Source organism: Mycobacterium sp. PTI7, from assembly GCF_056679845.1.
The window spans coordinates 1,432,677-1,458,193 of record NZ_CM155252.1; the positions used below are offsets into that span (position 1 = coordinate 1,432,677).

Genomic DNA, 25,517 nt, shown 5'->3' on the forward strand with positions numbered 1-25,517 from the left:
ACTAGTTCCACGACGAGCGTGCGCGAACTCGGGTACGCGTCCGGCGTGTCGCCCGCAGACACGCACGCTCGCCGGAGAAGGGGGTTAACTGTTCTCGGGGAAGCCCAGGTTGATGCCGCCGTGGCTCGGGTCGAGCCAGCGCTGGGTGATGGCCTTCTGGCGGGTGAAGAAGTGCACGCCGTCCATGCCGTGCGCGTGGGAGTCGCCGAACAGCGAGTTCTTCCAGCCGCCGAAGCTGTAGTACGCCATCGGCACCGGGATCGGCACGTTGATGCCGACCATGCCGACCTGCACCTCGTTCTGGAAGCGGCGGGCCGCACCGCCGTCGTTGGTGAAGATCGCGGTGCCGTTGCCGTAGGGGTTGGCGTTGATCAGCTCCATCGCCTCGTCGTAGGTCTCGACGCGCACGACCGACAGCACCGGGCCGAAGATCTCGTCGGTGTAGACGCTCATCTGCGGCGTCACCTGGTCGATCAGGGTGGGGCCCAGCCAGAAGCCGTCCTGACCACCGTCGGCCGTGACGGTGCGGCCGTCGACGACGATCTTCGCGCCGTCGTTCTCGCCGGCGTCGATGTAGGACGCCACCTTGTCGCGGTGGGCCTTGGTCACCAGCGGGCCCATGTCGGAGTCCTTGGTGCCGTCGCCGATCTTCAGCGGCGTCGTGCGCTCGGCGATCTTGGCGACCAGGTCGTCGGCGATCGGGCCGACGGCGACGCAGGCCGAGATCGCCATGCAGCGCTCACCGGCGGAGCCGAAGCCGGCATTGACCATCGCGTCGGCGGCCAGGTCCAGGTCGGCGTCCGGCAGCACCACGGCGTGGTTCTTGGCGCCGCCGAGGGCCTGGACGCGCTTGCCTGCGGTCGTGCCGGTGGCGTAGACGTACTGCGCGATCGGGGTGGACCCGACGAAGCTGACCGACTTCACCTTCGGGTTGGTGAGCAGCTCGTCGACGGCAGTCTTGTCGCCCTGCAGCACGTTGAACACGCCCGCGGGCAGGCCGGCCTCGGCCCAGAGTGCGGCGATCCACAGCGACGCCGACGGATCCTTCTCCGACGGCTTGAGGACGACGGTGTTGCCGGTCGCGATCGCGATGGGGAAGAACCACATCGGCACCATCGCGGGGAAGTTGAACGGCGAGATGACGCCGACGACGCCGAGCGGCTGGCGGATCGAGTAGACGTCGACGTTGGTCGAGGCGTTCTCGGTGAAGCCACCCTTGAGCAGATGCGGGATGCCGCAGGCGAACTCGACGACCTCCTGGCCGCGGCTCACCTCGCCCAGGGCGTCGGACAGCACCTTGCCGTGCTCGGCGGTGATGAGTGCGGCCAGCTCGCCCTTGCGGGAGTTGAGCAGCTCGCGGAAGTTGAACAGGATCTGGGTGCGCTTGGCCAGGCTGGTGTCGCGCCACGCCGGGAACGCGGCGGCCGCGGCGTCGATCACGGCCTGGGCGTCGGCGACGCTGGCCAGCGACACCTCGCCGGTGACCTCGCCGGTCGCGGGGTTGGTGACGGGGGCCGTCGCGCTGCTCTCGCCTGCGAAGGTCTCGTTGTTCAGCCAGTGGGAGATCGTGGGCATGGAGGCGTCCTTCGTGCGGTGGTGGACCGGCCCAGCCGCGCTGCTGGTGGTGACACCGTCGAGTCTGGCAGCCGCGGCGCCGCTCGCGCGGATACACACCGTCACCGCTCTGGCCGATTTGATTACACTGTGTACATGCCCCTGACCGTGGCCGACGTCGTCGCACTGCCCGTCGTCCAACGCGGTGAACCCGAGGTGGTCAGCGACAGCCGCTGGCACGACGAGATCCGCTGGGTGCACGTCGGCGACGTCACCGACTTCTCCTCGCTGCTGCAGGGCGGCGAACTGCTCCTCACCACGGGCACGGCCCTGCGCCGCTCGCCGCGGGTGTACCTGCAGAGCCTGGCCGACGCGGGAGCACTCGGCGTCGTCGTGGAGCTGGGGCCCTCGCTGCCCGCCGTGTCCGCGACGGTCGCGGCCACCGCGCGGCGCCTGAACCTCGCCCTGATCGCGCTGCACCGCGAGATCAAGTTCGTCGAGGTGACCGAGGCCGTCCACCGCCGGATCGTCGCCGAGCAGTACGAGGAGGTGGCCTTCGACCGGCGGGTGCACGAGGTCTTCACGGAGCTGAGCATGAAGCGTGCCTCGGTCACCGGGATCGTCGCCGCGGCCGCACGGATGCTCGACGAGCCGGTGGTGCTCGAGGACCTCGCCCACCAGGCGCTCGCGACGTCGGCCACCGGACGGGTGGCCGCGGCCCTGCTCGACGACTGGGAGACCCGGTCGCGGCGCGTCACCGACGGCGGCGACGAGCAATGGCTGGTCACGTCGGTGGGTCCGCGCGCCGAGGAGTGGGGCCGGCTGATCGTGCCGAGGCCGCCCGCCGACGCGGGGCGCGCCCGCCGGGTGCTCGAGCGCGCCGCGGCGGCCCTGGCGCTGCACCGCATGATCGAACGCGACCGGTCCGGCCTGCACCAGCAGGCGCAGAGCGGCCTCATCGACGACGTGGTGCGCGGCCGCATCACCGACGAGCGCGAGGCCGCGGCCCGCGCGCATGCCCTCGGGCTCCGCAAGGCGTCGCGCTACCTGCCCGTGACGGTACGCGTGGACCGGCCGACGGCAGGCACCGATCCCGTTGCGGCGCAACGGCGCAACGTCGAGCTGCTGGACACCGTCGCGCACGTGGTGAACGCGTCTGGGCACACCGGGCTGTTCACCATCCGCCGCGACGGCGAGGTCGGCGCTGTCCTGGCGCTCAGCACCATTCGCGCGGGCGCCGACGAGAAGGCGCTCACCGCGCTCGGCGAGGAGCTGCGCACGGAGATCCGGCGCGTCCACGGCGTCGGCGCGGTGACCGCCGTGGGACCCACCTCGGCCGACGTCGTCGACGCGGTGGGCGGACTCGGCGAGGCCGCGCACGTCGCGGAGGTGGCCCTCGGCCTGGGCCCCGACGCGCGCTCCTACTTCCGGGCATCCGACGTGCGGCTGCGCGGGCTGCTCGCCCTGCTGCGCGACGATCCGCGCGTGCAGGGCTTCGCGGAGACCGAACTCGGTGCGCTGCTGCGCACTTCGGATACCGCCGAGCCGACGAACCTGACCGTGCTGCGCGAGTACCTCCGGTCGGCGGGCAACAAGGCCGCGCTCGCCGGCCGGCTCCACATCAGCCGACCCGCGCTCTACAAGCGCCTCGCGACCATCGAGCGGATCCTCGGCGTCGACCTCGACGACGCCGAGTCGATGACCTCGCTGCACGTCGCCATGCTGGTGCACGACGCGCGCCGCGGCATGACCGCGCGGCTGGACGGATAGCGCGGTGACGCCCGGCGTCTACCGCGCACCGATGCGCTCGCGGCGCGACGACGTCCCGCTCGAGGCGTCGGTCGCACGGGCGCTGCGCGTGGCGGTCTGCGGCGTCGGCGGCGTGCTCGCTCCGCCGCCGGGTGACCTCGACGACGCGGTGCTGCTCGCCCGGGACCGGTACGACGAGCGGCTGGCCCGGCGGATCGAGCGCTTCGCCGCGGTGCCCATCGGCGCCTTCGTGTGGACCCGCGACGGCGACGGCGAATTCTGGCTGGGCAGGCTCGCCGGGCCGTGGCGGTACGACGACTGTGCCGCCGCGGCGGCCGTCGACCTCGTCCACGTCCGCGACTGCGAGTGGCTCGACGCGCCGGTGCCGTACGGGACGGTGCCGGCGGCCGTGCTCGCGACGTTCGCGCGCGGCGGGCGCAACTTCCAACGCATCCACGACCCCGGAATCGATGCCCAGACCCGCCGTGCCTGGCGCTGACTACGGTTACAGTCGAGGCTTCAACTGTAACGACCAACTGTGACGACCGAACGGGGAGTACCGACGTGATCAAGGTGATGCAGGGCGTGCGGGTCCTCGAGGTTGCGCAGTTCACCTTCGTCCCCGCGGCGGGCGCCATCCTCGCCGACTGGGGAGCCGACGTCATCAAGGTCGAGCACCCCGTCCGCGGCGACACCCAGCGCGGCTTCCTCTACATGGGCGGCATCCAGCTGGATCCCGACCGGCACCCACTGATGGAGCATCCCAACCGCGGCAAGCGCAGCGTCGGCATCGACGTGTCGACACCCGACGGCCAGGAGGTGCTGTACGAACTCGCCAAGACCGCCGACGTCTTCCTCACCAACTACATGCCGCAGGCGCGGCAGAAGAACAAGTTCGACGTCGAACACATCCGCGCCGCCAACCCCGACATCATCTACGCGCGCGGCAGCGCCTACGGCGACAAGGGGCCGGAGCGGCTCGTCGGCGGATTCGACGGGACGGCGTTCTGGACGCGCAGCGGCGTCGGACACGCACTGACCCCCGAAGGCATCGGAGGCGCGCTGCCGCAGGGGATCCCGGCGTTCGGCGACTCGATCGGCGGCATGAACATCGCCGGTGGCATCTCCGCGGCGCTGTTCCACCGCGAGCGCACCGGCGAGACCGCCGAGATCGACGTGTCGCTGCTGAGCACGGCGTGGTGGGCGGCCGGGGCCAGCGTGACGCAGGGCATGGAGACCGGGCAGACGATGCGCTCGACGCTGCCCACCGAGGTCGGGCTGACCGTCAACCCGTTCCTCGGCAACTACCTGACCTCGGACCGCGGCACGATCAACCTGTGCATCGTCAGCCCCACCGGCTACATCCGGGACGCGTTCGAACACCTGGGGTTGCCCGAACTCGCGGACGACCCCCGGTTCTGCGACGTGCTGCCGCTGATCGAGAACGCCTCCGCCGCAGCCGAACTGATCGCCGAGTCGATCCGGAGCAAGCCGTTCGACTACTGGCGGCAGCACCTCAAGACCATGCGGGGCCAGTGGGCGCCGTTCCAGAGCCTGATCGACCTGGCCGCCGACGAGCAGGCGCTGGCCAACGACATGGTCGCCGAGTTCGAGGCCGGCGACGGCGGTGCGCCGTTCAAGGTGGTCCGCGGGCCCGTGCAGTTCAACCACGAACCGTTGGAGACCACCAGGGCCCCGCAGGCGTCCGAGCACACCGAGGTGGTGCTGATGGAACTCGGTCTCGACTGGGACCGCATCGAGGCGCTGAAGGATTCCGGCGCCATCGCGTGACGTGCCGCGCTGCTCGGTAGTGTCGCGAGCGTGACGACGAACTGGACACCGGACAGGCTCGGCGACCTGAGCGGTAAGCGCATCATCGTGACCGGGGCGACCAACGGCGTCGGCCTCGGGACCGCCCGGGCGCTCAGCCGGGCCGGCGCACACGTGATCCTCGCCGTCCGCAACACCACCCTCGGTGCCCAGCGCGCAACCGAGATCGGCGGATCGACGTCGATCGTCGAACTCGACCTCGCGAACCTCGCGTCGGTGCGCGCGTTCGCCGAGCGGATCGACGGGGACGTCGACGTCCTGATCAACAACGCCGGCGCGCTGTCGCAGCACCACACCGACACCGTCGACGGCTTCGAGATGACGATCGGCACCAATCTGCTCGGCCCGTTCCTGCTCACGAACCTCCTGTTCGACCGCATCCGGTCGACGATCGTCAACGTCGGCTCCGACGCGCACCGCTCGGCGACGTTGCGCCTCGACGACATGCACCTGCGGAACACGTCCTGGAACGTGATGGGCGCCTACGCGCGGTCCAAGCTCGCCGTGATGCTGTGGGGGCTGGAACTGGACCGCCGCCTGCGCGCCGCCGGATCACCCGTCGTCGCACAGCTGGTGCACCCGGGCTGGGTGGCCTCCAACCTGTCGCACGTCTCCGACAAGCCGCTCATGTCGCTGCTGCACCGAGGTGTGCAGGCCGTGGGCGGCGTGCTGGCCAACGACATCGACCAGGGTGCCGCCCCCACGCTGTACTGCCTCAGCGAGCCGATCCCGCCGGGTAGCTACGTCGGCGTCGACGGCCGATTTGGGCTGCGCGGCGGCCCGGTGCTGATCGGCCGCTCCGCCGTGGCGTGCGACTACGAACTCGCCGCGCGCCTGGTCGACTTCGCCGAGAAGGAAACCGGCTCAACGCTTCCCGTGTAGCGCCTCGGCGAGCAGCGCCGGATCGTGGGCGGAGACGATCAGCAGGTCCGGGTCGCGGCGGGCGTACAGCTCGGCGAGCCGGGCGTGGTTGTCGCGGACCCGCTGCTTGTCGTAGGCGATCAGCGACTCCGACAGCCGCATGCCCAGCGGCACCGCGCCGACGCCGTCGATGGTGCCGCGGTAGTAGAACGCATCGCCGGCATGCAGGATCCACCGGTCGCCCGCGTCGACGGCGACGCACGCGTGGCCCGCGCTGTGTCCGGGCAGCGACACCAGCACGATGCCCGGCGCGATGTCGTCGAGTTCCTTGGCGGCCGCGAACCCGCGCCACGCCTCGCCGTCGGGCTCGTGGGTGACGAGGTGCGGGCCGTGCTCCCACTGCGGCGGCCGAAACCGGAACCGCTCCCGGCGGATCGGATGCAGCGCACCGCGGAGTTCCGCGGCGGTCACGTGCACCTGGGCGTCCGGGAAGTCCGCGAGGCCGCCGATGTGGTCGATGTCGAAGTGGGTGGTCACGATGTGGCGCACGTCGTCGATGCGGAACCCGAGCCGCTCGACCTGCCGGGCCGCGGTCTCGGCGGCGTCGAACCGCGGCCGCAGCACGTGCCGGACGGGCCCGATCCGCCGGGGGTCGGCGCAGTCCCGGAGGCCGAAGCCGGTGTCCACCAACACGAGTCCACCATCGGTCTCCACCAGCAGGACGTGGCAGACGATGGCGGCGCCGAGGGAGTCCATGGTGCCGCAGTTGAGGTGGTGCACCCGCATGGCGTGTGGTGGCTCCCTTCGCTCGGCACCCGCAACATACCCACTCCGGCGGTGGCAAACGCGCGGGGGTTACCCCGGAGGTAATCGATCTCCGGCGATCCCCGCGCGACACTGGGTCCGTGACAGCACCGCGACGATCGCCGATCCTGTTCCTGCACGGCCTGTTCGGGTCGCCCGGACTGCTCGATCCGTGGACTCGGCTGCTGCGATCGGCCGGCCACCGCGTCTGCGTGCCGACGCTGCCGGGTCGCGATCCCAGCGACGACGCGGTGCTCGCGTCGGTGCCGCCCGGCGTGCTGTGGCCTCGGCTGCGATCACTGCCGCATCTGCTGGCGATCCTGCCGAGAGTGCTTGCCGCCGAGCCGTTCCTGCCGTCGCCGCGGGCGCCGATCGCAACGTCGCGCCATGGCTGTCGCGAGCGGACCCTCGCCTGACCCGGAGGTCACACCGCCCGCACGTAGCGTCGGCTCATCCAGCCCTGGATCAGCGACGTGACCGGCCCCGCGAGCCTGCTCCACCACGTCCCGTGCCGGGAGAACGCCGTCACCTCGGCGTACACCGCGCCGTCGGCCGGGTCGTACCGGACGGCGAAGAGTTCCTCGCCGGTCTCCGCGTGGCCGCGCAGCGTGCCGTAGGCGAAGCCGCGCCGGTCTGGCTCGTCGAGCACGTAGACCACCCGGCACGGCGCGCTCACCGGCCCGAGTCCGACGATCACCTCGGCGCCCACGCACGCGACCTCCGACGTCGCCCGCACCCGCGCGCCCGCGCCGCGCAACATGCCCCAGCGCAGCACCGCGTCGCCGGCCGCCTCGAACCGGTCGCGGCCGTGCCCGATCGGCGCGGTCTCGCGCACGTGGTGGTAGCCGCCGGGCAGCGGGCCCCTCGTCGCCCCGATCTCGGGGTAGGTAAAGGGCAGGTTTGCGAGGTCGCTGAGGCGCACCCGACCACCTTGCCATCGTCGACCGCAGGCACACCGAATACGGTGGGCGGGTGGACACCGACCAGGATGCCCAGGGCCGGACCCCGGTCGCCGCGGCCGGGGGCGGGTTCAACGCACCGGAGCCGACCACCAGGGGCGGCCCGGACTACGGGCGGTTCGTCGAGGCCGTCCGCACGCTGCAGGACCTGACCCGCGGCGCCGACGCCCCCGACGACGTCGTCACCGAGGCCGCCGACGCCATCGAACGCGTCAACCGGTTGCTGCGCCCCCACGAGGCCGACGAGTGGCACGCCCCGTCAGGACGCCGCATGGATCTGCCGAACCGGGGCAGCATCCTGTCCGTCCCCGTCGACCTCCACGTCACCGACGACGGCTGGATCCGCGGCACCGCGACCTTCCGGCGCTTCCACCTCGGCCGCAACGGCGCGGTGCACGGCGGGTCGCTGGCCCACCTCTTCGACTCGCTGCTGGGCTTCACGGCCTACAAGCTGACCGAGAGCAAGAAGCAGCGCACGGCGTTCCTGCACGTCAACTACCGCAAGATCGCACTGATCGACAAGGAGCTTCGGGTGGAGTCGACCATCGACCGGATCGAGGGGCGCAAGATCTTCGTGGCGGGCCGGCTGCTCGACGGCGACGACGTGCTGTGCGACGCCGAGGCCCTGTTCGTGATGCTGAAGCCCGGTCAGCCGTGACCGACGAGGGCAGGACCGACGAGGGCCGAGCCGACGCGAACGAGGCCGGTGACGGCAAGAAGCACCGCCTCTCCGAGCTGAAGCGCCGGTGGGGCCGCTGGCGCGACCGCCTGCGCGAACGCCCGCGGATCGACTTCTTCTACCGCATCGCCGTGGGCGTCGTCGGACTGATCGTCCTCGGGCTCGGCATCCTCGCCATCCCGTACCCCGGCCCCGGCTGGGCGATCGTCTTCGTGGGCCTGGGCATCCTGGCCACCGAGTTCGACTGGGCTCGCAAGCTGCTGGCCTACGCCAAGGAGCGCTACGACAGGTTCATGGACTGGTTCCAGAGCCAGCCGGCGTGGGTTCAGGTGCTCGGCGGGGTGCTCACCGCGCTCTTCGTCGCGGCGACGCTGTGGTTGCTCGGCGCGCTGGACTGGGGTGCCGAACTCGTGGGCCTGAACCCCGACTGGTTCAACAGTCCCATCGGCTTCGGTGACTAGCCGGGCGAGCGGAGCGACGGGTTCTCTGACTGAGCCCGCACCCCGATAGCATGGTCGCGGTCACCACCCCCCACGACCCGATGGAGATCCGCCGATGACCGCCGCCGCCAGCACCGCCCCCGCAGCCCCGATCCGGGTGCCTGCCGGGACGACCGCGGCGTCCGCCGTGCGCGAGGCGGGGTTGCCGAGCCGCGGCGCCTCCGACGCGATCGTCGTGGTCCGCGACGCCGAGGGCCGGCTGCGCGACCTGTCGTGGACCCCCGCCGAGGACGTCGAGGTGACCCCGGTCGCCGCCGACACCGAGGACGGCCGCAGCGTGATCCGGCACTCCGCGGCCCACGTCCTGGCGCAGGCGGTGCAGGGACTGTTCCCCGAGGCGAAGCTGGGCATCGGCCCGCCGATCACCGACGGCTTCTACTACGACTTCGAGGTGCCGCGTGCGTTCACGCCCGACGACCTCGCCGCGCTCGAGAAGCGTATGCGCCAGATCGTCAAGGACGGGCAGCTGTTCGACCGCCGCGTATACGCCTCGCAGGAGGCGGCACGCGAGGAGCTGGCCGACGAGCCGTTCAAGCTGGAACTCGTCGACGACAAGTCGGGCGACCCGGACGTGATGGAGGTGGGCGGCGACGAGCTGACCGCCTACGACAACCTCAATCCCCGTACACGGGAACGCATCTGGGGCGATTTGTGCCGGGGCCCGCACATCCCGACCACCCGCTTCATCCCGGCCTTCCGGCTGACCCGCAGCTCGGCGGCCTACTGGCGCGGCAACCAGGCCAACGCCAGCCTGCAGCGCATCTACGGCACCGCCTGGGAGTCGCAGGAGGCGCTCGACCGCCACCTCGAGCTGATCGAGGAGGCGCAGCGACGCGACCACCGCAAGCTCGGCGTCGAACTCGACCTGTTCAGCTTCCCCGACGAGCTGGGCTCCGGGCTGCCGGTGTTCCACCCCAAGGGCGGCATCATCCGCCGTGAACTCGAGGACTACTCGCGCCGGGCGCACGAGCAGGCCGGCTACGAGTTCGTCAACACCCCGCACATCACCAAGGAACACCTCTACGTCACGTCCGGCCACCTCGAGTGGTACGCCGACGGCATGTTCCCGCCGATGCACATCGACGAGGAACTCAACGCCGACGGCACGGTCCGCAAGCCCGGCCAGAACTACTACCTCAAGCCGATGAACTGCCCGATGCACCACCTCATCTACCGGGCGCGCGGCCGGTCGTACCGCGAACTGCCGCTGCGGTTGTTCGAGTTCGGGTCGGTGTACCGCTACGAGAAGTCCGGCGTCATCCACGGGCTGACCCGCGTGCGGGGCATGACCCAGGACGACGCGCACATCTACACCACCCGCGAGCAGATGCGCGACGAACTCACCTCGCTGCTGCGCTTCGTGCTGGACCTGCTGGCCGACTACGGCCTCGACGACTACTACCTCGAACTGTCCACCAAGGACCCGGTCAAGTACGTCGGCGACGACGACGTGTGGGACGAGGCCACCGACACGCTGCGCGAGGTCGCCGAGGCGTCCGGCCTGGACCTGGTGCCCGATCCGGGTGGCGCGGCGTTCTACGGCCCGAAGATCTCGGTGCAGGTCAAGGACGCCCTGGGCCGCACCTGGCAGATGTCGACCATCCAGCTGGACTTCAACATGCCCGAGCGCTTCGAGCTGGAGTACACCGCGGCCGACGGCACCCGGCAGCGTCCGGTCCTGATCCACCGCGCGCTGTTCGGATCGATCGAACGCTTCTTCGGGGTGCTCACCGAGCACTACGCCGGCGCCTTCCCTGCGTGGCTCGCCCCGGTCCAGGTGGTGGGCATCCCGGTGTCCGACGCCCACGTCGACTACCTCGTCGACGTCGTGGCCCAGCTCAAGGCGCGCGGCATCCGCGCCGAGGTGGACCGCAGCGACGACCGGATGGCGAAGAAGATCGTCAACCAGACCAACCAGAAAGTGCCGTTCATGCTGCTGGCGGGGGACCGCGACGTCGAGGCGGGCGCGGTCAGCTTCCGGTTCGGCGACCGGACGCAGATCAACGGCATCAGCCGGGACGAGGCCGTCGACGCCATCGCGGGCTGGGTCGCGCGCCGCGAGAACGCCGCTCCCACGGCCGATCTCGTCGAGGTGGGCAGTCCCGCGTGAGTACCGCCGACGAGGGTTCCGACGAGCGGACCGTGATAGACCGCGGCGTCGGCGACGGCGACCACCTGCAGCGACTCTGGACGCCGCACCGGATGAACTACATCGCCGACGCCATCAAGTCCGGTTCGGCGAAGTCGTCCGAGCCGTTCACCGACATCCCGACGATGACCGACGAGGACGGCCTGGTGGTCGCGCGCGGTGAGCACGTCTACGCGGTGCTGAACCTGTACCCGTACAACCCGGGACACCTCATGGTGGTGCCGTACCGCCGGGTCGCCGAGCTGGAGAACCTCACCGACGACGAGAGCGTCGAGCTGATGGCCTTCACGCAGAAGGCGATCCGCGTGATGAAGCGCGTCTCCCGGCCGCACGGCTTCAACGTCGGCCTCAACCTGGGTACCTCGGCGGGCGGCTCGCTCGCCGAGCACCTGCACATGCACGTGGTGCCGCGCTGGGGCGGCGACGCGAACTTCATCACGGTGATCGGCGGGGCCAAGGTGATCCCGCAGCTGCTGCGCGACACCCGTGAGCTGCTGGCGACGGAATGGGCCCAACAGGCGTGAGCGACTTCTACCTCCTGACCCGCGCGGCCTACGCGAAGCTGAGCGGACCGGTCGCCCGGGCCGCGCTGCGCGTGGGCCTCACGCCGGACGGCATCACGATCCTCGGCACCGCGGGCACCGTCATCGCCGCGCTGACGCTGTTCCCGCACGGCCAGCTGTGGTGGGGTGCGTTCACGGTCGCCGTGTTCGTCCTCGCCGACATGCTTGACGGTGCGATGGCCCGAGAACGCGGCTACGGCACCAGGTTCGGCGGCGTGCTCGACGCCACCTGCGACCGGATCGCCGACGGGGCCATCTTCTGCGGGCTGCTGTGGTGGGCCGCGTTCGGCATCCACGACACGCCGCTGGTGGTCGCCACCATGATCTGCCTGGTCACCTCGCAGGTCATCTCCTACATCAAGGCCCGCGCCGAGGCCAACGGCCTCAGCGGCGACGGCGGCACCATCGAACGCCCCGAACGGCTCCTCATCGTGCTGATCGGCGCCGGGCTGTCCGGCGTGCCGTTCCTGCACGTGCCGTGGCTGATCCACGTCGCGATGTGGGCACTGGCCGTCGCCAGCCTGATCACGCTGGGCCAGCGGGTGCACTCGGTGCGCACCTCACCGGGGGCCGTCGAGCCGCTGCGGTCCGCCGCGCCGCCGTCCGCCGGGGAGACGGGCGAGTCGTGAACACCGGCCGGCTGACCGACCTCGGATACGCCGCCGGGTGGCGGTTGGTGCGGGCACTGCCGGAGTTCGCCGCCCGCAACGCCTTCGAAGCCGGCGCGGCGTACGCGGCGCGCGGCGGCGGACCCGACCAGCTCCGCAGGAACCTGGCCCGCGTGACCGGCGTCCCGCCCGCCGAGGTGCCGGACAGCCTGCTGCGCGCGTCGCTGGGCTCCTACGCCCGCTACTGGCGCGAGGCCTTCCGGCTGCCCTCGATGGACCACGAGCTGCTCGCCCGGCGGCTCGACCAGGCGGTCCGGGGCGCCGACCACCTCGACGAGGCGCTGAAGGACGGCCGCGGCGCGATCATGGCGCTCCCGCACAGCGGCAACTGGGACATGGCCGGGGTGTGGCTGGTCAACACCCACGGCCGGTTCGCCACCGTCGCCGAGCGGCTCAAGCCCGAATCGCTGTACCACCGGTTCGTCGAGTACCGGGAGAGCCTGGGCTTCGAGGTGCTGCCGCTGACCGGCGGCAACCGCCCGCCCTTCGACGTGCTCTCCGAGCGGCTGCGCGACAACGGCCTGGTGTGCCTGATGTCGGACCGCGACCTGACGCGCTCCGGCGTCGAGGTGACCTTCTTCGGCGAGGCCACCCGGCTACCCGCCGGGCCCGCCCGCCTCGCGGTCGAGACCGGGGCCGCGCTGCTGCCGGTGCACACCTGGTACGAGGCAGACGTCACCGTCATCGGCTTCGACCCGCCGCTGGACACGTCCTCGGGCGACGTGGGCGCGATCACCCAGGCGCTGGCCGACCGCTTCGCCACCAACATCGCGGCCCACCCCGCGGACTGGCACATGATGCAGCCGCAGTGGATCGAGGACCTGTCCGAGGAGCGCCGGTCCCGGCTCGCGGGTGAGCACGGCGGGTCCTGATGCGCATCGGCATGGTGTGCCCGTACTCGTTCGACGTGCCCGGGGGAGTGCAGGCGCACGTCCTGCAGCTCGCGGAGGTCATGCTCGGGTACGGCCACGAGGTCAGCGTGCTGGCGCCGTTCTCGCCCGGCGCGACCCTGCCGGACTACGTGGTCTCCGGCGGCAAGGCCGTGCCCATTCCCTACAACGGGTCCGTCGCACGGCTGCGCTTCGGTCCCGCCACCCACCGCAGGGTCAAGAAGTGGATCGTCGACGGTGACTTCGACGTCCTGCACCTGCACGAACCGAACGCGCCCAGCCTGTCGATGCTGGCGCTGATGATCGCCGAGGGGCCGATCGTCGCGACCTTCCACACGTCCACCACGAAGTCGCTGACGCTGTCGGTGTTCCAGGGGATCCTGCGGCCGTGGCACGAGAAGATCGTCGGCCGCATCGCGGTGTCCGACCTGGCGCGGCGGTGGCAGATGGAGGCCCTGGGCTCCGATGCGGTCCAGATCCCCAACGGCGTCGACGTCGCATCGTTCGCGTCCGCACCGCCGCTCGAGGGCTACCCTCGCGCCGGGCGGACGGTGCTGTTCCTCGGCAGGTTCGACGAGCCGCGCAAGGGCATGAGCGTGCTGCTCGCGGCGCTGCCGGACCTCGTCGCCGCGTTCGACGACGTCGAGGTGCTGATCGTGGGTCGCGGTGACGAGGAGGAACTCGCCGAGCGGGCCGGTCCGCTGGCGGGCCACCTTCGCTTCCTCGGACTCGTCGACGATGCGGCGAAGGCGTCCGCCATGCGCAGCGCCGACGTGTATTGCGCGCCCAACACCGGCGGCGAGAGCTTCGGCATCGTGCTCGTCGAGGCGATGGCGGCGGGCACGCCCGTGGTGGCCAGCGACCTCGACGCCTTCCGCCGGGTGCTCGAGGACGGCACCGCTGGACGGCTGGTCCCCGTCGACGACGCCGCCGCGCTGGCCGCGGCGCTCGTCGAGATGCTCGGTGACGAGGAGGCCCGGTCGCGCTACGTCGCGGCCGCGAGCGCCGCGGTGCGCCGCTACGACTGGTCGGTGGTCGCCCGCCAGATCCAGCAGGTCTACGAGACGGTCGCCGGATCCGGCACCAAGGTGCGGGTCGCCGGCACCACCACCCGCGAGAACGCGAGGGGGACCGGCCGATGACGGTCGGGTGGCTCGTCGGCGTCCTGCTCGCACTCCTGGTCCTGGTGCTCGTCGTCGGCGGCACCTGGGCGTTCCAGACCGCCAACCGGCTGGACCGCTTGCACGTCCGCTACGACCTGTCGTGGCAGGCGCTGGACGGCGCGCTGGCCCGCCGGGCGGTCGTCGCCCGCGCCGTCGCCACCGACGCCTACGCCGGGAGCCCACCGGGGCATCGGCTCAGTGCGCTGGCCGACGCCGCGGAGCACGCACCGCGCTCCGCCCGCGAGGACGCCGAGAACGAGCTGTCCAACGAACTCGCCCAGGTCGATCCGGCGTCGTTGCCGCTGCCGCTGGTCGCCGAACTCGCCGACGCCGAGGCGCGGGTGCTGCTCGCCCGCCGCTTCCACAACGACGCCGTGCGCGACACCCTGGCCCTGCGCGAACGTCCGCTGGTGCGGGCGTTGCACCTCGGGGGGACCGCGGCCATGCCCACCTACTTCGAGATCTCCGAACGCGCCAACCGCACCGTCGTCGGCGCGAGCGGCACGCGGACGTCGGCGCGGGTGATCCTGCTCGACGAGGACGGCGAAGTGCTGCTGTTCCGCGGCTCCGACCCGGCCAACGCGTCCGGCAACGCCCCGCGGTGGTGGTTCACCATCGGCGGCGCCGTGCATCCCGGCGAGGCGCTGCCCGACGCCGCGGTGCGCGAACTGGCCGAGGAGACGGGGTTGATCGCGTCCGTCGACGACCTGGTGGGACCGGTGTGGCGCCGCGACGCCGTCATCGACTTCAACGGCTCCGTGGTGCGCAGCGAGGAGATGTTCTTCGTCCTCCGGACCACCCGCTTCGAGCCGGTCACCACCGGTCACACCGCGCTCGAACGCCGGTACATCCAGGGCCACCGCTGGTGCGACGCGGACGCCATTCGCGAACTGGCCGCCGGCGGTGAGACGGTGTACCCGGTGCAACTCGCCGATCGGCTCGCCGAGGCCAACGAGCTGGCGGCGGGTGCGCCGAGGGTCTCGAGCGCCGCGCTGGAGTCGATTCACTGACGCCGTGCCGTTGCGGATCGAAGCGATTTGGAGCGGCCCTTAGACTGAATCAGAAGACTCATGGAGGAGATGGCAGTGGATATCGGCAGCGATCGCGTCAACGGGTCCGCCAATGGGTCGGGCAGTAGCCAGACCGGTACCGCCCGCGTGAAGCGCGGCATGGCGGAGATGCTCAAGGGTGGCGTCATCATGGACGTCGTCACCGCCGAGCAGGCCCGCATCGCCGAGGCCGCCGGTGCGGTCGCCGTGATGGCGCTCGAGCGGGTACCGGCCGACATCCGCGCCCAGGGCGGCGTCTCCCGGATGAGCGACCCCGACATGATCGAGGGCATCGTCGCCGCCGTGACCATCCCGGTGATGGCCAAGGTGCGCATCGGCCACTTCGTCGAGGCGCAGATCCTGCAGAGCCTCGGCGTCGACTACATCGACGAGTCCGAGGTGCTGACGCCCGCCGACTACGCCAACCACATCGACAAGTGGAAGTTCACCGTGCCGTTCGTGTGCGGCGCGACCAACCTCGGTGAGGCGCTGCGCCGCCTGACCGAGGGTGCGGCGATGATCCGCTCCAAGGGCGAGGCGGGCACCGGCGACGTGTCGAACGCGACCACCCACATGCGCAAGATCGGCGGCGAGATCCGCCGGCTCGGGTCGCTGTCCGAGGACGAACTGTTCGTCGCCGCCAAGGAACTGCAGGCGCCCTACGACCTGGTCGCCGAGGTCGCGCGGTCGGGCAAGCTGCCCGTGACGCTGTTCACCGCTGGCGGCATCGCCACCCCCGCCGACGCCGCGATGATGATGCAGCTCGGTGCCGAGGGCGTCTTCGTGGGCTCCGGCATCTTCAAGTCCGGCAACCCCGCGGAACGCGCCGCGGCGATCGTCAAGGCCACCACCTTCTACGACGATCCGGACATGCTCGCCAAGGTGTCGCGCGGGCTGGGCGAGGCGATGGTCGGCATCAACGTCGACGACATCCCCGTCCCGCACCGGCTCGCCGAACGCGGCTGGTAAGCCCCGACGTGGCGATCGAAGAGATCCTCGATCTGGAGCAGATCGAGATCAACATCTATCGCGGCGGCGTGTTCAGCCCGGAGTCCGGATTCCTGCAGCGCACGTTCGGCGGTCACGTCGCCGGGCAGTCGCTGGTGTCCGCCGTGCGCACCGTCGACCCGAAGTACCAGGTGCACTCGCTGCACGGCTACTTCCTCAAGGGCGGTGACGCGCGGTCGCCCACGGTGTACAGCGTCGAGCGCATTCGTGACGGCGGATCGTTCTGCACCCGCCGGGTCAGCGCGATCCAGCACGGCGAGACCATCTTCTCGATGTCGGCGTCGTTCCAGACCGACCAGAGCGGCATCGAGCACCAGGACGCCATGCCCACCGCTCCACCGCCGGACGACATCCCCGACTTCAAGTCGGCGAGCAAGGTGTTCGACGACGCCAGCTTCCGGCAGTTCGACGAGTGGGACGTCCGCATCGTGCCGCGCGAGCAGATGAGCTTCCTGCCGGGCAAGGCGTCCCAGCAGCAGGTGTGGTTCCGGCACCGCGATCCGCTGCCCGACGACTCGGTGCTGCACATCTGCGCGCTGGCCTACCTCAGCGACCTCACGCTGCTCGGCTCCGCGCAGGTCAACCATCCCGAGGAGCGCAAGCACCTCATGGTGGCCTCGCTCGACCACGCCATGTGGTTCATGCGCACGTTCCGTGCCGACGAATGGCTGCTGTACGACCAGTCGTCGCCGTCGGCGTGCGGCGGCCGTGCCCTGACCCAGGGCAAGCTGTTCAACCGGTACGGCGAGATGGTGGCCGCGGTCATGCAGGAAGGTCTGACCCGCTACCAGCGCAGCTTCACGCCGTCGGCCACGTGAGCGCCCCGCGCGTCGGCGTCCTCGCGCTGCAGGGGGACACCCGAGAGCACCTGGCCGCCCTGGCCGAGGCCGGGGCGGATGCGGTCACCGTGCGCCGCGCCGGCGAACTCGCCGCCGTCGACGCGCTGGTGATCCCCGGCGGGGAGTCGACGACGATGAGCCACCTGCTGCGCGAACTCGACCTCCTCGAACCGCTGCGCGAACGGCTGCGCGACGGCATGCCCGCCTACGGTTCGTGCGCCGGGATGATCATGCTGGCCAGCGAGATCGTGGACGCCGGCGTGCCCGGCCGCGAGGCACTGCCGCTGGGCGGACTCGACATCACGGTGCGGCGCAATGCCTTCGGCAGGCAGGTGGACTCCTTCGAGGAGGACATCCCGTTCTCCGGCCTCGACGGCACCGTGCACGCGGTGTTCATCCGGGCGCCGTGGGTGGAGCGGGTCGGCGACGACGTCGAGGTGCTGGCGCGCGCCGCCGGGCATCCCGTCGCCGTCCGCCAGGGCCGGGTGTTCGCCACCGCGTTCCATCCCGAGATCACCGGCGACCGGCGCGTGCACCACCTGTTCGTCGATTCGCTCTAACCCGGCGGCGCGGGCAGCATGGCTGCCCGGCTCGGTGTCCGGATAGACTGGTCGATCGGACTTCGCAGAAGACAAGAAGAGGTAACAGCTGCATGAGCGGCCATTCCAAGTGGGCCACCACCAAGCATCAGAAGGCCGTCAAGGACGCCCGCCGCGGCAAGGAATTCGCCCGGCTGATCAAGAACATCGAAGTGGCCGCCCGAACCGGCGGCGGCGACCCGTCGGGCAACCCGACGCTGTTCGACGCCATCCAGAAGGCCAAGAAGACGTCGGTGCCCAACGACAACATCGAGCGCGCCCGCAAGCGCGGCGCCGGTGAAGAGGCGGGCGGCGCCGACTGGCAGACCATCATGTACGAGGGGTACGGCCCCAACGGCGTCGCGGTGCTCGTCGAGTGTCTGACCGACAACAAGAACCGGGCCGCCGGCGAGGTGCGCGTGGCGATGACCCGCAACGGCGGCAACATGGCCGACCCGGGATCGGTGTCCTACCTGTTCTCCCGCAAGGGCGTGGTGACGCTGGAGAAGAACGGGCTCACCGAGGACGACGTGCTGACCGCGGTGCTCGATGCCGGCGCCGAGGACGTCAACGACCTGGGCGAGATGTTCGAGGTCATCTCCGAGCCGACCGACCTGGTGGCCGTCCGCACGGCGCTGCAGGACGCCGGCATCGACTACGACTCGGCCGACGCCAGCTTTCAGCCGTCGGTGTCGGTGCCCGTCGACGTCGAGGGTGCGCGCAAGGTGTTGAAGCTCGTCGACGCCCTCGAGGACAGCGACGACGTCCAGGACGTGTGGACCAACGTCGACATCTCCGACGAGGTGGCGGCTCAGCTCGACGAGGACTGAACCGACGACGCGAGGAAGGCCCCGATTTCGCGAGCGGTCCGCTCCGGTTGATCCAGCATGATCAGCACCTTCGCGTCGTCGAGTACGCGCAGGGTGCCGCCGGTCAGGCGGGCCAGTTCCTCGCCGTGTCGCAGCGGCATCACCCGGTTGCGGCTCCACAGCACCAGGACGTCGCCGCGGAAGTCGGCCAGCCGCTCGGTGGCCCTCGTCAGTTCGGCGTCGTCGAACCGGGTCCGGCAGTACTTCAGCAGATCGCGCCGCACCCGGACGTCGGCCAGCCCCGGGTCGGTCCACGCCTCCATGACGTCCTGCGGGACGGAGCGGGCGGCCATCATGCCGAACATGAAGAACCGGTCGCGCAGCCGCCTCGCGCGCATCTGCCGCATCGCGAGTGCCAGGGTGCCGGTGGTGCGACTGGCCAGCCACGTCATCTTGCCGGGAAACCCGGGTGGGAAGTTCGTGAACGCCTCGGCCGGACAGACGATCATCCGGGCCACGCGCTGATCGCGGCCGTAGTGCGTGAGGAAGAGCGGCCCACCCCAGTCGGTGACCACCAGCGTGACGTCCTCGAGGTCCAGGGCGTCGAGCACGTCGGCGACCACGTCCACCGCCCCCGGCAGGTCCAGGCGGGCGTCGTCGCGCATGGGCACGCGGTGCCCGCCCAGCGGCAGGACGGGTAGCACGTAGCGAAAGCCCTTGGGCAGCAGGGGGAGAACGAGCTGCCACTGCGCGTCGTTCATCAGCACCCCGTGCAGCAGCACCACGGGTGGGCCGTTAGGGTCGCCCTCGTCGCGGTACTCGATGGTCCCCGCGTTGATCTCCACCGACTTCATCGGACCTCCCCTAGAACACTGATTCTAGAATGAGTGCTCTAGTCTGACCTCGGGAGGTCACGATGGCAAGGTCCACCAGGGAATCGATCCTGACCGCGGCCGCGGAACTCATGCGCCACCGCGGGTACGCGGCCGTCGGCATGAAGGATCTGGTCGCCGCGGCGGGCGTGCCCATCGGCTCGCTGTACCACCACTTCCCGCGGGGCAAGGTGCAGATCGCACGCGAGGCGCTGGTGAATGCCGGCGCGGCCTACGGCCTGCTGATCCCGACGCTGGTCGATCCGCACGACGACCTCGGTGACGCCATCGAGTCGGTGTTCGCGCAGGCCGCGGACGACATGGCGGCCACCGGCTACGCCAACATGTGCCCGGTCGCCGGCGTCGCCGCCGAGACCGCAGACACCGTCGAGGAGTTGCGCGAGGCGACGGCGGAGGTGTTCACCGGCTGGCTCGACGGCGGCACTGCCTACTTCCGGGCGCGGGGACTGGCCGCGACGGAGGCGCGGGACCTGACCGTGGCCCTGGTGGGTGCACTCGAGGGCGCCTTCATCCTCGCCCGCACGCTGCGCAGCCCCGAACCGCTGCTGGCCGCCGGCCGGGTGCTGGCCCCCGGGTACCGCGGCGTCGCGCTCGAAGCGCGCGCCGCGGTCTCCGGGTAGGAGTCAGGCGCGACCGCGTCCGTTGGACGTCGCGTAGTCGTCGGCCGGTTCCTCGAACTGCCGTTCGTCGAACAGCCGGGCCCGCTCGTCGGCGTGCGGGCTGCCCGAGAACAGGCTCGATCCCACGCGCGAGGTCTCGCCGTCGCCGTGGCGGCGGTGCACCGTCTCCGAGTCGGGGTCGTACTGGACGAGGCGCTGCATCGGCAGCGCTCCGCCGGTGCGGTGCAGCCAGTCGACGAGACCCTCGCGGACCACGCAGCGCAGGTCGAACAGCGCGCCGGCGTTCGGCGCGCTGACGACGATGCGCACGCGCACGACACCGCCGATGGCGTTGGTCACCTGCAGGACGCCGCGCCGGCCGTCCCATTGGTCGCTCTGGGCGAGCAGACGGTCCACCTCGGCGCGCATCTCGTGCAGCGGCACCCGGAAGTCGACGTCGAACTCGACGGTGCCCATGATCTCGGTGGCGTTGCGGGTCCAGTTCTCGAACGGCGTGGTGGTGAAGTACGTCGATGGGAGGACGAGGCGTCGCTCGTCCCACAGCCGGACGACCACGTAGGTGAGGGTGATCTCCTCGATGCGGCCCCACCAGCGCGCCTCCTCCAGCTCGACCACGTCGCCCACCCGGATCGCGCCGGAGAAGGCGATCTGCAGGCCGGCGAACACCGCACCGAGTGACGTCTGGGCCGCGAGGCCCGCCACCACCGACAGCACGCCGGCCGACGCGAACACCGTGGTGCCGATGTCGGAGAACGACGGGAACGTCATCATGATCGCGGCGGCGCCGAGGACGACCACCGCGGCGACGGCCAACCGCCGCAGCACGGTGACCTGCGTGCGCACCCGGCGCCAGCGACGGTCGGCGTCGGTGATCTCGTCGTCACCGCCGGCGAACCGGGCGATCGCGCGTCGCTCCGCGACCTGCACGAAGCTGACCATCAACCAGGTGATGGTGGCGATGTTCACGATCAGGAGCGTGTGGTCCACCCAGTCGCGCCACGGGTCGGCGTCGCTGGACGTGCGCTGCACCGCGATCGAGGCGGCGAACACCGTCAGCGTCGCCCGCACCGGGAGCCGGCTGAACGTGGCGACGTCGTCGACCACGTCGGCGCGCCGGCCGATCCGCCTCAACACCCAGGTGAGGACCACCCCCACCAGGTACGCGATCACGATGGCGCCTGCGACCCAGGCGAGTGTGACGGCGAGGTTGGTGGCGGACTCCAGTTCGGTGTCGTCTGGCATCTAGTGGCTTGCTCCCTGATTTCTGGTGTGATGGACGTCTTCGACGGTAGCGACGAAGGCCACCGCCGTCACACGCGTAACCGCGATCGCGGACCGTCACGCGTGCTGTGGCGAATCGCACGAATGGCGCCGCCGCGCACCGGCGGTGGCGGCGTGTCCTGCTCCGCGGCGTCCGAGCGGGCCGTTAAGGTATCGAACAGCTGTTCTAGACCCTGAGGAGATCGCGTGCGCGTGATGGGCGTGGACCCGGGCCTGACGCGCTGCGGCCTGTCGGTGATCGAGAGCGGCCGTGGCCGCACGGTGACGGCGCTCGACGTCGACGTGGTGCGCACGCCGGCCGACCATCCGCTGGCCCACCGGCTGCTGGCCATCAGCGACACCGTCGAGCACTGGATGGACACCCACCTGCCCGACGTGGTCGCCATCGAACGGGTCTTCGCCAACAACAACGCCAACACGGCGATGGGGACCGCGCAGGCCGGTGGCGTCATCGCGCTCGCGGCGGCCAAGCGGGGCATCGACGTGCACTTCCACACGCCCAGCGAGGTGAAGGCCGCGGTCACCGGCAACGGCCGCGCGGATAAGGCCCAGGTGACCACGATGATCACGAAGATCCTTGCGCTGCAGGCGAAGCCGACGCCCGCCGACGCCGCCGATGCGCTCGCGCTGGCGATCTGTCACTGCTGGCGCGCCCCGATGATCGCGAAGATGGCCGAGGCGGAGGCGATGGCCGCAGAACAGAAGCGCAGATACCAGGCCAAGCTCAAGGCGGTCCGGTGATCGCCTCGGTACGCGGCGAGGTCCTCGACATCGCGCTCGACCACGCCGTCATCGAGGCCGCCGGCGTCGGATACCGGGTACTGACCACCCCCGCGACGCTGTCGACGCTGCGGCGCGGCACCGAGGCCCGGCTCATCACCGCGATGATCGTGCGCGAGGACTCGATGACGCTGTACGGCTTCGCCGACACCGAGTCGCGCGACCTGTTCACCACCCTGCTCGGCGTGTCCGGCGTCGGCCCCAAGATCGCCCTGGCGACGCTCGCGGTGTACGACGCCCCGACGCTGCGGCAGGCGCTCGGCGACGGCGACGTCACCGCGCTCACCCGGGTGCCGGGGATCGGCAAGCGCGGCGCCGAACGCCTGGTGCTCGAACTGCGCGACAAGATCGGCCAGTCGACGGCCAGCGGCGTGGCCGTCATGGGCGGGCACGCCGTCCGCGCGCCGGTCGTGGAGGCGCTGATCGGCCTAGGCTTCGCGGCCAAGCAGTCCGAGGAGGCCACCGACACGGTGCTCGCGGCGACTCCCGACGCCACCACGCAGACGGTGCTGCGGGAGGCGCTGTCCATGCTGGGCAGGAAGTGATGGGCCGCTTCGAGGACGATCAGGAGCCCGACGACGAACGGGACGTCTCCGCGGCGTTGACCGTCGGCGAGGGCGACGTCGACGCCAGTCTCCGGCCGAAGTCGCTGCGGGAGTTCATCGGTCAGCCCCGGGTGCGCGAGCAGCTGCAGCTCGTACTGGAGGGTGCGAAGAACCGCGGCGGCACGCCCGACCACATCCTGCTGTCCGGTCCGCCCGGGCTGGGCAAGACCTCGCTGGCGATGATCATCGCCGGTGAACTGGGCTCGTCGCTGCGGGTCACCTCCGGCCCCGCCCTCGAGCGCGCCGGCGACCTCGCGGCGATGCTGTCGAACCTCGTCGAGGGCGACGTGCTGTTCATCGACGAGATCCACCGCATCGCACGGCCGGCCGAGGAGATGCTCTACCTGGCGATGGAGGACTTCCGCGTCGACGTCGTCGTCGGCAAGGGGCCGGGGGCGACGTCGATCCCGCTGGAGGTCGCCCCGTTCACGCTCGTCGGCGCCACCACGCGCTCCGGCGCGCTGACCGGTCCGCTCCGCGACCGGTTCGGGTTCACCGCCCACATGGACTTCTACGAGCCGGTCGAACTCGAACGCGTGCTGACCCGGTCGGCGGGCATCCTCGGCATCGAGCTGGGCAGCGACGCCGGATCGGAGATCGCCCGCCGCTCGCGCGGCACGCCACGCATCGCCAACCGGCTGCTCCGGCGGGTCCGGGACTACGCCGAGGTGCGGGCCGACGGCATCATCACGCGCGACATCGCGAAGCTCGCACTCGCGGTGTACGACGTCGACGAGCTGGGCCTCGATCGGCTGGACCGCGCCGTGCTGTCGGCGCTGACCCGCAGCTTCGGCGGGGGACCGGTCGGCGTGTCCACGCTGGCCGTCGCGGTCGGCGAGGAGTCCACCACCGTCGAGGAGGTCTGCGAGCCCTTCCTGGTCCGGGCCGGCATGATCGCCCGCACCCCGCGAGGCCGCGTCGCGACGTCCAAGGCGTGGGGGCACCTGGGCCTGACACCGCCGATCGGTGTCACGGCGCTGGGACAGCCCGACCTGTTCGAGTAGGTTCCCCTGATGATCAACGCCGGTCTGGTGTTCGCCGCGCTCGCCGCCGCGCTGCACGTGTACATCTTCGTCCTGGAGTCGTTCCGGTGGACCGCGCCGAAGACGCGCGCCACCTTCGGGACGACGGCCGAGGAGGCCGAGACCACCCGGCTCCTGGCGTTCAACCAGGGGTTCTACAACCTCTTCCTGGCCATCGTCGCCGCCGTGGGCGTCGGGCTGATGACGTCGGGCGGCACCGCGGTCGGCGCGGCCCTGGTCTTCGCGGGCGTCGGGTCGATGCTGGCGGCGGCGGTCGTGCTGGTCGTCTCCGCACGCGACAAGCTGCGGTCCGCAATGATCCAGGGGACGTTCCCCCTGGTGGCCGTGGTCCTGCTGGGCATCGGGCTCTGGCTGGGCGCCGGGGCGTAGTCCACCGGCGGCGCACCCGCGACGTGCACGCGGTTCCCGCCGGCGCGCTTCGCGACGTACATGGCGCGGTCGGCCGACTCCACCAGTCCCTGCAGGAAGGCGCGCAGTCCGTCGGCGGGCGTGCGGCCGAGCGTGACCGTCGCGACGCCCACGCTCGCGGTGATGCGGCGCGGCGTCTGCGCGATCTCGCGGCGCAGGCGCTCGGCGAGGCCGACGGCATCGTCACGCGTACCGGCCAGGCCGACCACGAACTCCTCGCCCCCGATGCGCGCGACCACCGAGTCGCCGCGGCGGGTGTGGCGCAGGATGTCGGCCACCTCGATGAGCGTCCGGTCGCCCGCGGCGTGGCCGGCGGTGTCGTTGACCCGCTTGAACGCGTCCAGGTCGATCATCACCGCCGACAAATCGGTGGACCGACCATTGATCGACTCGACGGCGAGCCGGCGCATCGCGCGGTGGAAGCCGCGCCGGTTCGGCAACTCGGTGAGCGGGTCGGTGTCCGAGCGCAGGGCGTCGACGCCCAGGAAGTGCGTGAGCACCTGAGCCGAGAACGGCACCGCCAACACGCCGACGAACAGAATCAGCAATTTGCTGAGCGCCCCGTAGAAATCCCCGGCCGCAGCGACGTGAACTGCGCAGATCGCCGCCGTCGACACCGCGACGAGCAACGAGAGCAACAGGGCCCGACTGGAGTGGAAGAACGCCACGTAGCCCGCGACGGCGGCGAACGTCGTGGCCGCATGCAGGCCAGCGCTCGGGGTGGGCTGGATCAGGCACACGGTGGCGACGCACGCGTTGGCCACGGCGACGAACGCCAGCGACTGACGGTGGCTCGGCCAGGCGGCGACCCACAGCACCGCCATGACGGCGCAGACGACCGCGACCGCGATCGAGAGTGTGCGGGTCAGGGGGCCTTGCGGGCCCGTCGGGCTGCCCAGCATCAGCACCGGCGCGACGGCCAGCAGGAGCACGATCGCCGCCATCATCAGCCGCGTGAACCGCTGCAGGTTGCGCGCCGCGAGGTAGGCGGACAACCAGTCGAAGTGATCGGGTTGTCGCCACCACTGACGAATCGGCTCCACTGCGATGTGCTCACTATTCGTGGTAGTCGGCCCGGACCGCGGTCGCGGCGCGGACGGATCTGCTCGGACTCCATCGCGCCGGAGAGCCCCCACGTGAATGGTACAAAACCGTGATGCAGTTTGCTGCGGAAGTTTTGATCTTCCGCGCGCCGCGCCGCGACACGCCCCGACGGTGGTCGGCGGCCACGGCGC

General features: G+C 71.0%; 27 protein-coding genes and 1 pseudogene. 22 read left to right on the forward strand and 6 right to left on the reverse strand.

All coding sequences use genetic code 11. The annotated features are described in order from the left end of the window. Positions 1-84: 84 nt before the first annotated feature. Positions 85-1,575 (reverse strand): CoA-acylating methylmalonate-semialdehyde dehydrogenase, encoded by a 1,491-nt coding sequence (locus AC1MEY_RS06995; protein ID WP_480229962.1) that lies wholly within the window; start codon positions 1,573-1,575, stop codon positions 85-87. 135 nt (positions 1,576-1,710) lie between these two features. Between AC1MEY_RS06995 and AC1MEY_RS07000 the strand changes: the two genes are divergently transcribed. From AC1MEY_RS07000 to AC1MEY_RS07015, 4 genes are all read left to right on the forward strand, one after another. Beyond that, on the forward strand, positions 1,711-3,324 hold the full coding sequence (locus AC1MEY_RS07000; protein ID WP_480229963.1) for a PucR family transcriptional regulator: 1,614 nt from the start codon (positions 1,711-1,713) through the stop codon (positions 3,322-3,324). A gap of 4 nt (positions 3,325-3,328) precedes the next feature. Then, entirely contained in the window at positions 3,329-3,802 is a 474-nt protein-coding gene (locus AC1MEY_RS07005; protein ID WP_480229964.1) for a GAF domain-containing protein, read from the forward strand. A 77-nt stretch (positions 3,803-3,879) separates the two neighbouring features. Continuing rightward, entirely contained in the window at positions 3,880-5,094 is a 1,215-nt protein-coding gene (locus AC1MEY_RS07010) for a CaiB/BaiF CoA transferase family protein (protein WP_480231344.1), read from the forward strand. A gap of 30 nt (positions 5,095-5,124) precedes the next feature. After that, positions 5,125-6,015 (forward strand): SDR family NAD(P)-dependent oxidoreductase, encoded by an 891-nt coding sequence (locus AC1MEY_RS07015; RefSeq protein ID WP_480229965.1) that lies wholly within the window; start codon positions 5,125-5,127, stop codon positions 6,013-6,015. On the opposite strand, the gene AC1MEY_RS07020 is transcribed toward AC1MEY_RS07015, so the two are convergent. After that, positions 5,998-6,780: an MBL fold metallo-hydrolase gene (locus AC1MEY_RS07020; RefSeq protein ID WP_480229966.1), complete on the reverse strand. Its 783-nt coding sequence runs from the start codon at positions 6,778-6,780 to the stop codon at positions 5,998-6,000. The two genes, AC1MEY_RS07015 and AC1MEY_RS07020, sit on opposite strands and share 18 nt — an antisense overlap. Positions 6,781-6,899: 119 nt before the next feature. On the opposite strand from AC1MEY_RS07020, the gene AC1MEY_RS07025 reads away from it, so the two are divergent. After that, the gene (locus tag AC1MEY_RS07025) at positions 6,900-7,214 is read left to right on the forward strand and encodes an esterase/lipase family protein (protein ID WP_480229967.1); all 315 of its coding nucleotides are present in this window, start codon (positions 6,900-6,902) and stop codon (positions 7,212-7,214) included. An 8-nt stretch (positions 7,215-7,222) separates the two neighbouring features. Here AC1MEY_RS07025 and AC1MEY_RS07030 read toward each other — a convergent pair whose 3' ends face one another. Continuing rightward, on the reverse strand, positions 7,223-7,720 hold the full coding sequence (locus AC1MEY_RS07030) for a DUF1990 domain-containing protein (protein WP_480229968.1): 498 nt from the start codon (positions 7,718-7,720) through the stop codon (positions 7,223-7,225). Between the two features lie 50 nt (positions 7,721-7,770). Here AC1MEY_RS07030 and AC1MEY_RS07035 point away from each other — a divergent pair, with 50 nt between their 5' ends. The 12 genes from AC1MEY_RS07035 (at position 7,771) to AC1MEY_RS07090 (ending at position 18,673) form a co-directional block, all read left to right on the forward strand. Further along, the gene (locus AC1MEY_RS07035) at positions 7,771-8,415 is read left to right on the forward strand and encodes a PaaI family thioesterase (RefSeq protein WP_480229969.1); all 645 of its coding nucleotides are present in this window, start codon (positions 7,771-7,773) and stop codon (positions 8,413-8,415) included. A gap of 77 nt (positions 8,416-8,492) precedes the next feature. Then, on the forward strand, positions 8,493-8,897 hold the full coding sequence (locus AC1MEY_RS07040; RefSeq protein WP_480231345.1) for a TIGR02611 family protein: 405 nt from the start codon (positions 8,493-8,495) through the stop codon (positions 8,895-8,897). A 94-nt stretch (positions 8,898-8,991) separates the two neighbouring features. Beyond that, on the forward strand, positions 8,992-11,046 hold the full coding sequence (gene thrS / locus AC1MEY_RS07045) for a threonine--tRNA ligase (RefSeq protein WP_480229970.1): 2,055 nt from the start codon (positions 8,992-8,994) through the stop codon (positions 11,044-11,046). After that, complete coding sequence (locus tag AC1MEY_RS07050) at positions 11,043-11,609, forward strand: ATP adenylyltransferase (protein ID WP_480229971.1); 567 nt, start codon at positions 11,043-11,045, stop codon at positions 11,607-11,609. The genes thrS and AC1MEY_RS07050 overlap by 4 nt, the downstream gene beginning before the upstream one ends. Then, positions 11,606-12,277, forward strand: coding sequence for a phosphatidylinositol phosphate synthase (gene pgsA / locus AC1MEY_RS07055; protein ID WP_480229972.1), 672 nt, complete (start codon positions 11,606-11,608; stop codon positions 12,275-12,277). Before AC1MEY_RS07050 ends, pgsA begins: the two co-directional genes overlap by 4 nt. After that, positions 12,274-13,188: a phosphatidylinositol mannoside acyltransferase gene (locus AC1MEY_RS07060; protein WP_480229973.1), complete on the forward strand. Its 915-nt coding sequence runs from the start codon at positions 12,274-12,276 to the stop codon at positions 13,186-13,188. The genes pgsA and AC1MEY_RS07060 overlap by 4 nt, the downstream gene beginning before the upstream one ends. Continuing rightward, positions 13,188-14,348 carry a glycosyltransferase family 4 protein gene (locus tag AC1MEY_RS07065; protein ID WP_480229974.1) on the forward strand — a complete coding sequence of 387 codons (1,161 nt, stop codon included), beginning with the start codon at positions 13,188-13,190 and terminating at the stop codon, positions 14,346-14,348. The genes AC1MEY_RS07060 and AC1MEY_RS07065 overlap by 1 nt, the downstream gene beginning before the upstream one ends. Next, positions 14,345-15,379: an NUDIX hydrolase gene (locus AC1MEY_RS07070; protein ID WP_480229975.1), complete on the forward strand. Its 1,035-nt coding sequence runs from the start codon at positions 14,345-14,347 to the stop codon at positions 15,377-15,379. Before AC1MEY_RS07065 ends, AC1MEY_RS07070 begins: the two co-directional genes overlap by 4 nt. 69 nt (positions 15,380-15,448) lie before the next feature. After that, positions 15,449-16,387: a pyridoxal 5'-phosphate synthase lyase subunit PdxS gene (pdxS, locus tag AC1MEY_RS07075; RefSeq protein WP_480229976.1), complete on the forward strand. Its 939-nt coding sequence runs from the start codon at positions 15,449-15,451 to the stop codon at positions 16,385-16,387. Positions 16,388-16,395: 8 nt separating this feature from the next. After that, on the forward strand, positions 16,396-17,244 hold the full coding sequence (gene tesB / locus AC1MEY_RS07080) for an acyl-CoA thioesterase II (protein ID WP_480229977.1): 849 nt from the start codon (positions 16,396-16,398) through the stop codon (positions 17,242-17,244). Continuing rightward, entirely contained in the window at positions 17,241-17,825 is a 585-nt protein-coding gene (gene pdxT, locus AC1MEY_RS07085) for a pyridoxal 5'-phosphate synthase glutaminase subunit PdxT (protein ID WP_480229978.1), read from the forward strand. The genes tesB and pdxT overlap by 4 nt, the downstream gene beginning before the upstream one ends. Positions 17,826-17,917: 92 nt before the next feature. After that, a complete protein-coding gene (locus tag AC1MEY_RS07090; protein WP_480229979.1) occupies positions 17,918-18,673 on the forward strand; it encodes a YebC/PmpR family DNA-binding transcriptional regulator in 756 nt (251 codons plus the stop codon). Here AC1MEY_RS07090 and AC1MEY_RS07095 read toward each other — a convergent pair. Next, complete coding sequence (locus AC1MEY_RS07095) at positions 18,655-19,506, reverse strand: alpha/beta fold hydrolase (protein ID WP_480229980.1); 852 nt, start codon at positions 19,504-19,506, stop codon at positions 18,655-18,657. The two genes, AC1MEY_RS07090 and AC1MEY_RS07095, sit on opposite strands and share 19 nt — an antisense overlap. Before the next feature lie 62 nt (positions 19,507-19,568). Between AC1MEY_RS07095 and AC1MEY_RS07100 the strand changes: the two genes are divergently transcribed. Then, the gene (locus AC1MEY_RS07100) at positions 19,569-20,165 is read left to right on the forward strand and encodes a TetR/AcrR family transcriptional regulator (RefSeq protein ID WP_480229981.1); all 597 of its coding nucleotides are present in this window, start codon (positions 19,569-19,571) and stop codon (positions 20,163-20,165) included. A gap of 3 nt (positions 20,166-20,168) precedes the next feature. Here the strand turns inward: AC1MEY_RS07100 and AC1MEY_RS07105 are convergent, their stop codons facing one another. Then, positions 20,169-21,407, reverse strand: a complete 1,239-nt coding sequence (locus AC1MEY_RS07105; protein WP_480229982.1) for a mechanosensitive ion channel family protein — start codon at positions 21,405-21,407, stop codon at positions 20,169-20,171. 225 nt (positions 21,408-21,632) lie between these two features. On the opposite strand from AC1MEY_RS07105, the gene ruvC reads away from it, so the two are divergent. The 4 genes from ruvC to AC1MEY_RS07125 are packed head-to-tail and all read left to right on the forward strand — an operon-like array spanning position 21,633 to position 24,243. Then, complete coding sequence (gene ruvC / locus AC1MEY_RS07110; protein WP_480229983.1) at positions 21,633-22,187, forward strand: crossover junction endodeoxyribonuclease RuvC; 555 nt, start codon at positions 21,633-21,635, stop codon at positions 22,185-22,187. After that, on the forward strand, positions 22,184-22,771 hold the full coding sequence (gene ruvA / locus AC1MEY_RS07115; protein ID WP_480229984.1) for a Holliday junction branch migration protein RuvA: 588 nt from the start codon (positions 22,184-22,186) through the stop codon (positions 22,769-22,771). Before ruvC ends, ruvA begins: the two co-directional genes overlap by 4 nt. Continuing rightward, on the forward strand, positions 22,771-23,835 hold the full coding sequence (ruvB, locus tag AC1MEY_RS07120; protein ID WP_480229985.1) for a Holliday junction branch migration DNA helicase RuvB: 1,065 nt from the start codon (positions 22,771-22,773) through the stop codon (positions 23,833-23,835). Before ruvA ends, ruvB begins: the two co-directional genes overlap by 1 nt. A 9-nt stretch (positions 23,836-23,844) precedes the next feature. Further along, positions 23,845-24,243, forward strand: a complete 399-nt coding sequence (locus tag AC1MEY_RS07125) for a DUF1304 domain-containing protein (RefSeq protein ID WP_480229986.1) — start codon at positions 23,845-23,847, stop codon at positions 24,241-24,243. Positions 24,244-24,323: 80 nt separating this feature from the next. Here the strand turns inward: AC1MEY_RS07125 and AC1MEY_RS07130 are convergent. Further along, positions 24,324-25,229 (reverse strand): annotated as a pseudogene (locus AC1MEY_RS07130) (GGDEF domain-containing protein); the annotation flags it as partial. Positions 25,230-25,517: the final 288 nt, after the last annotated feature.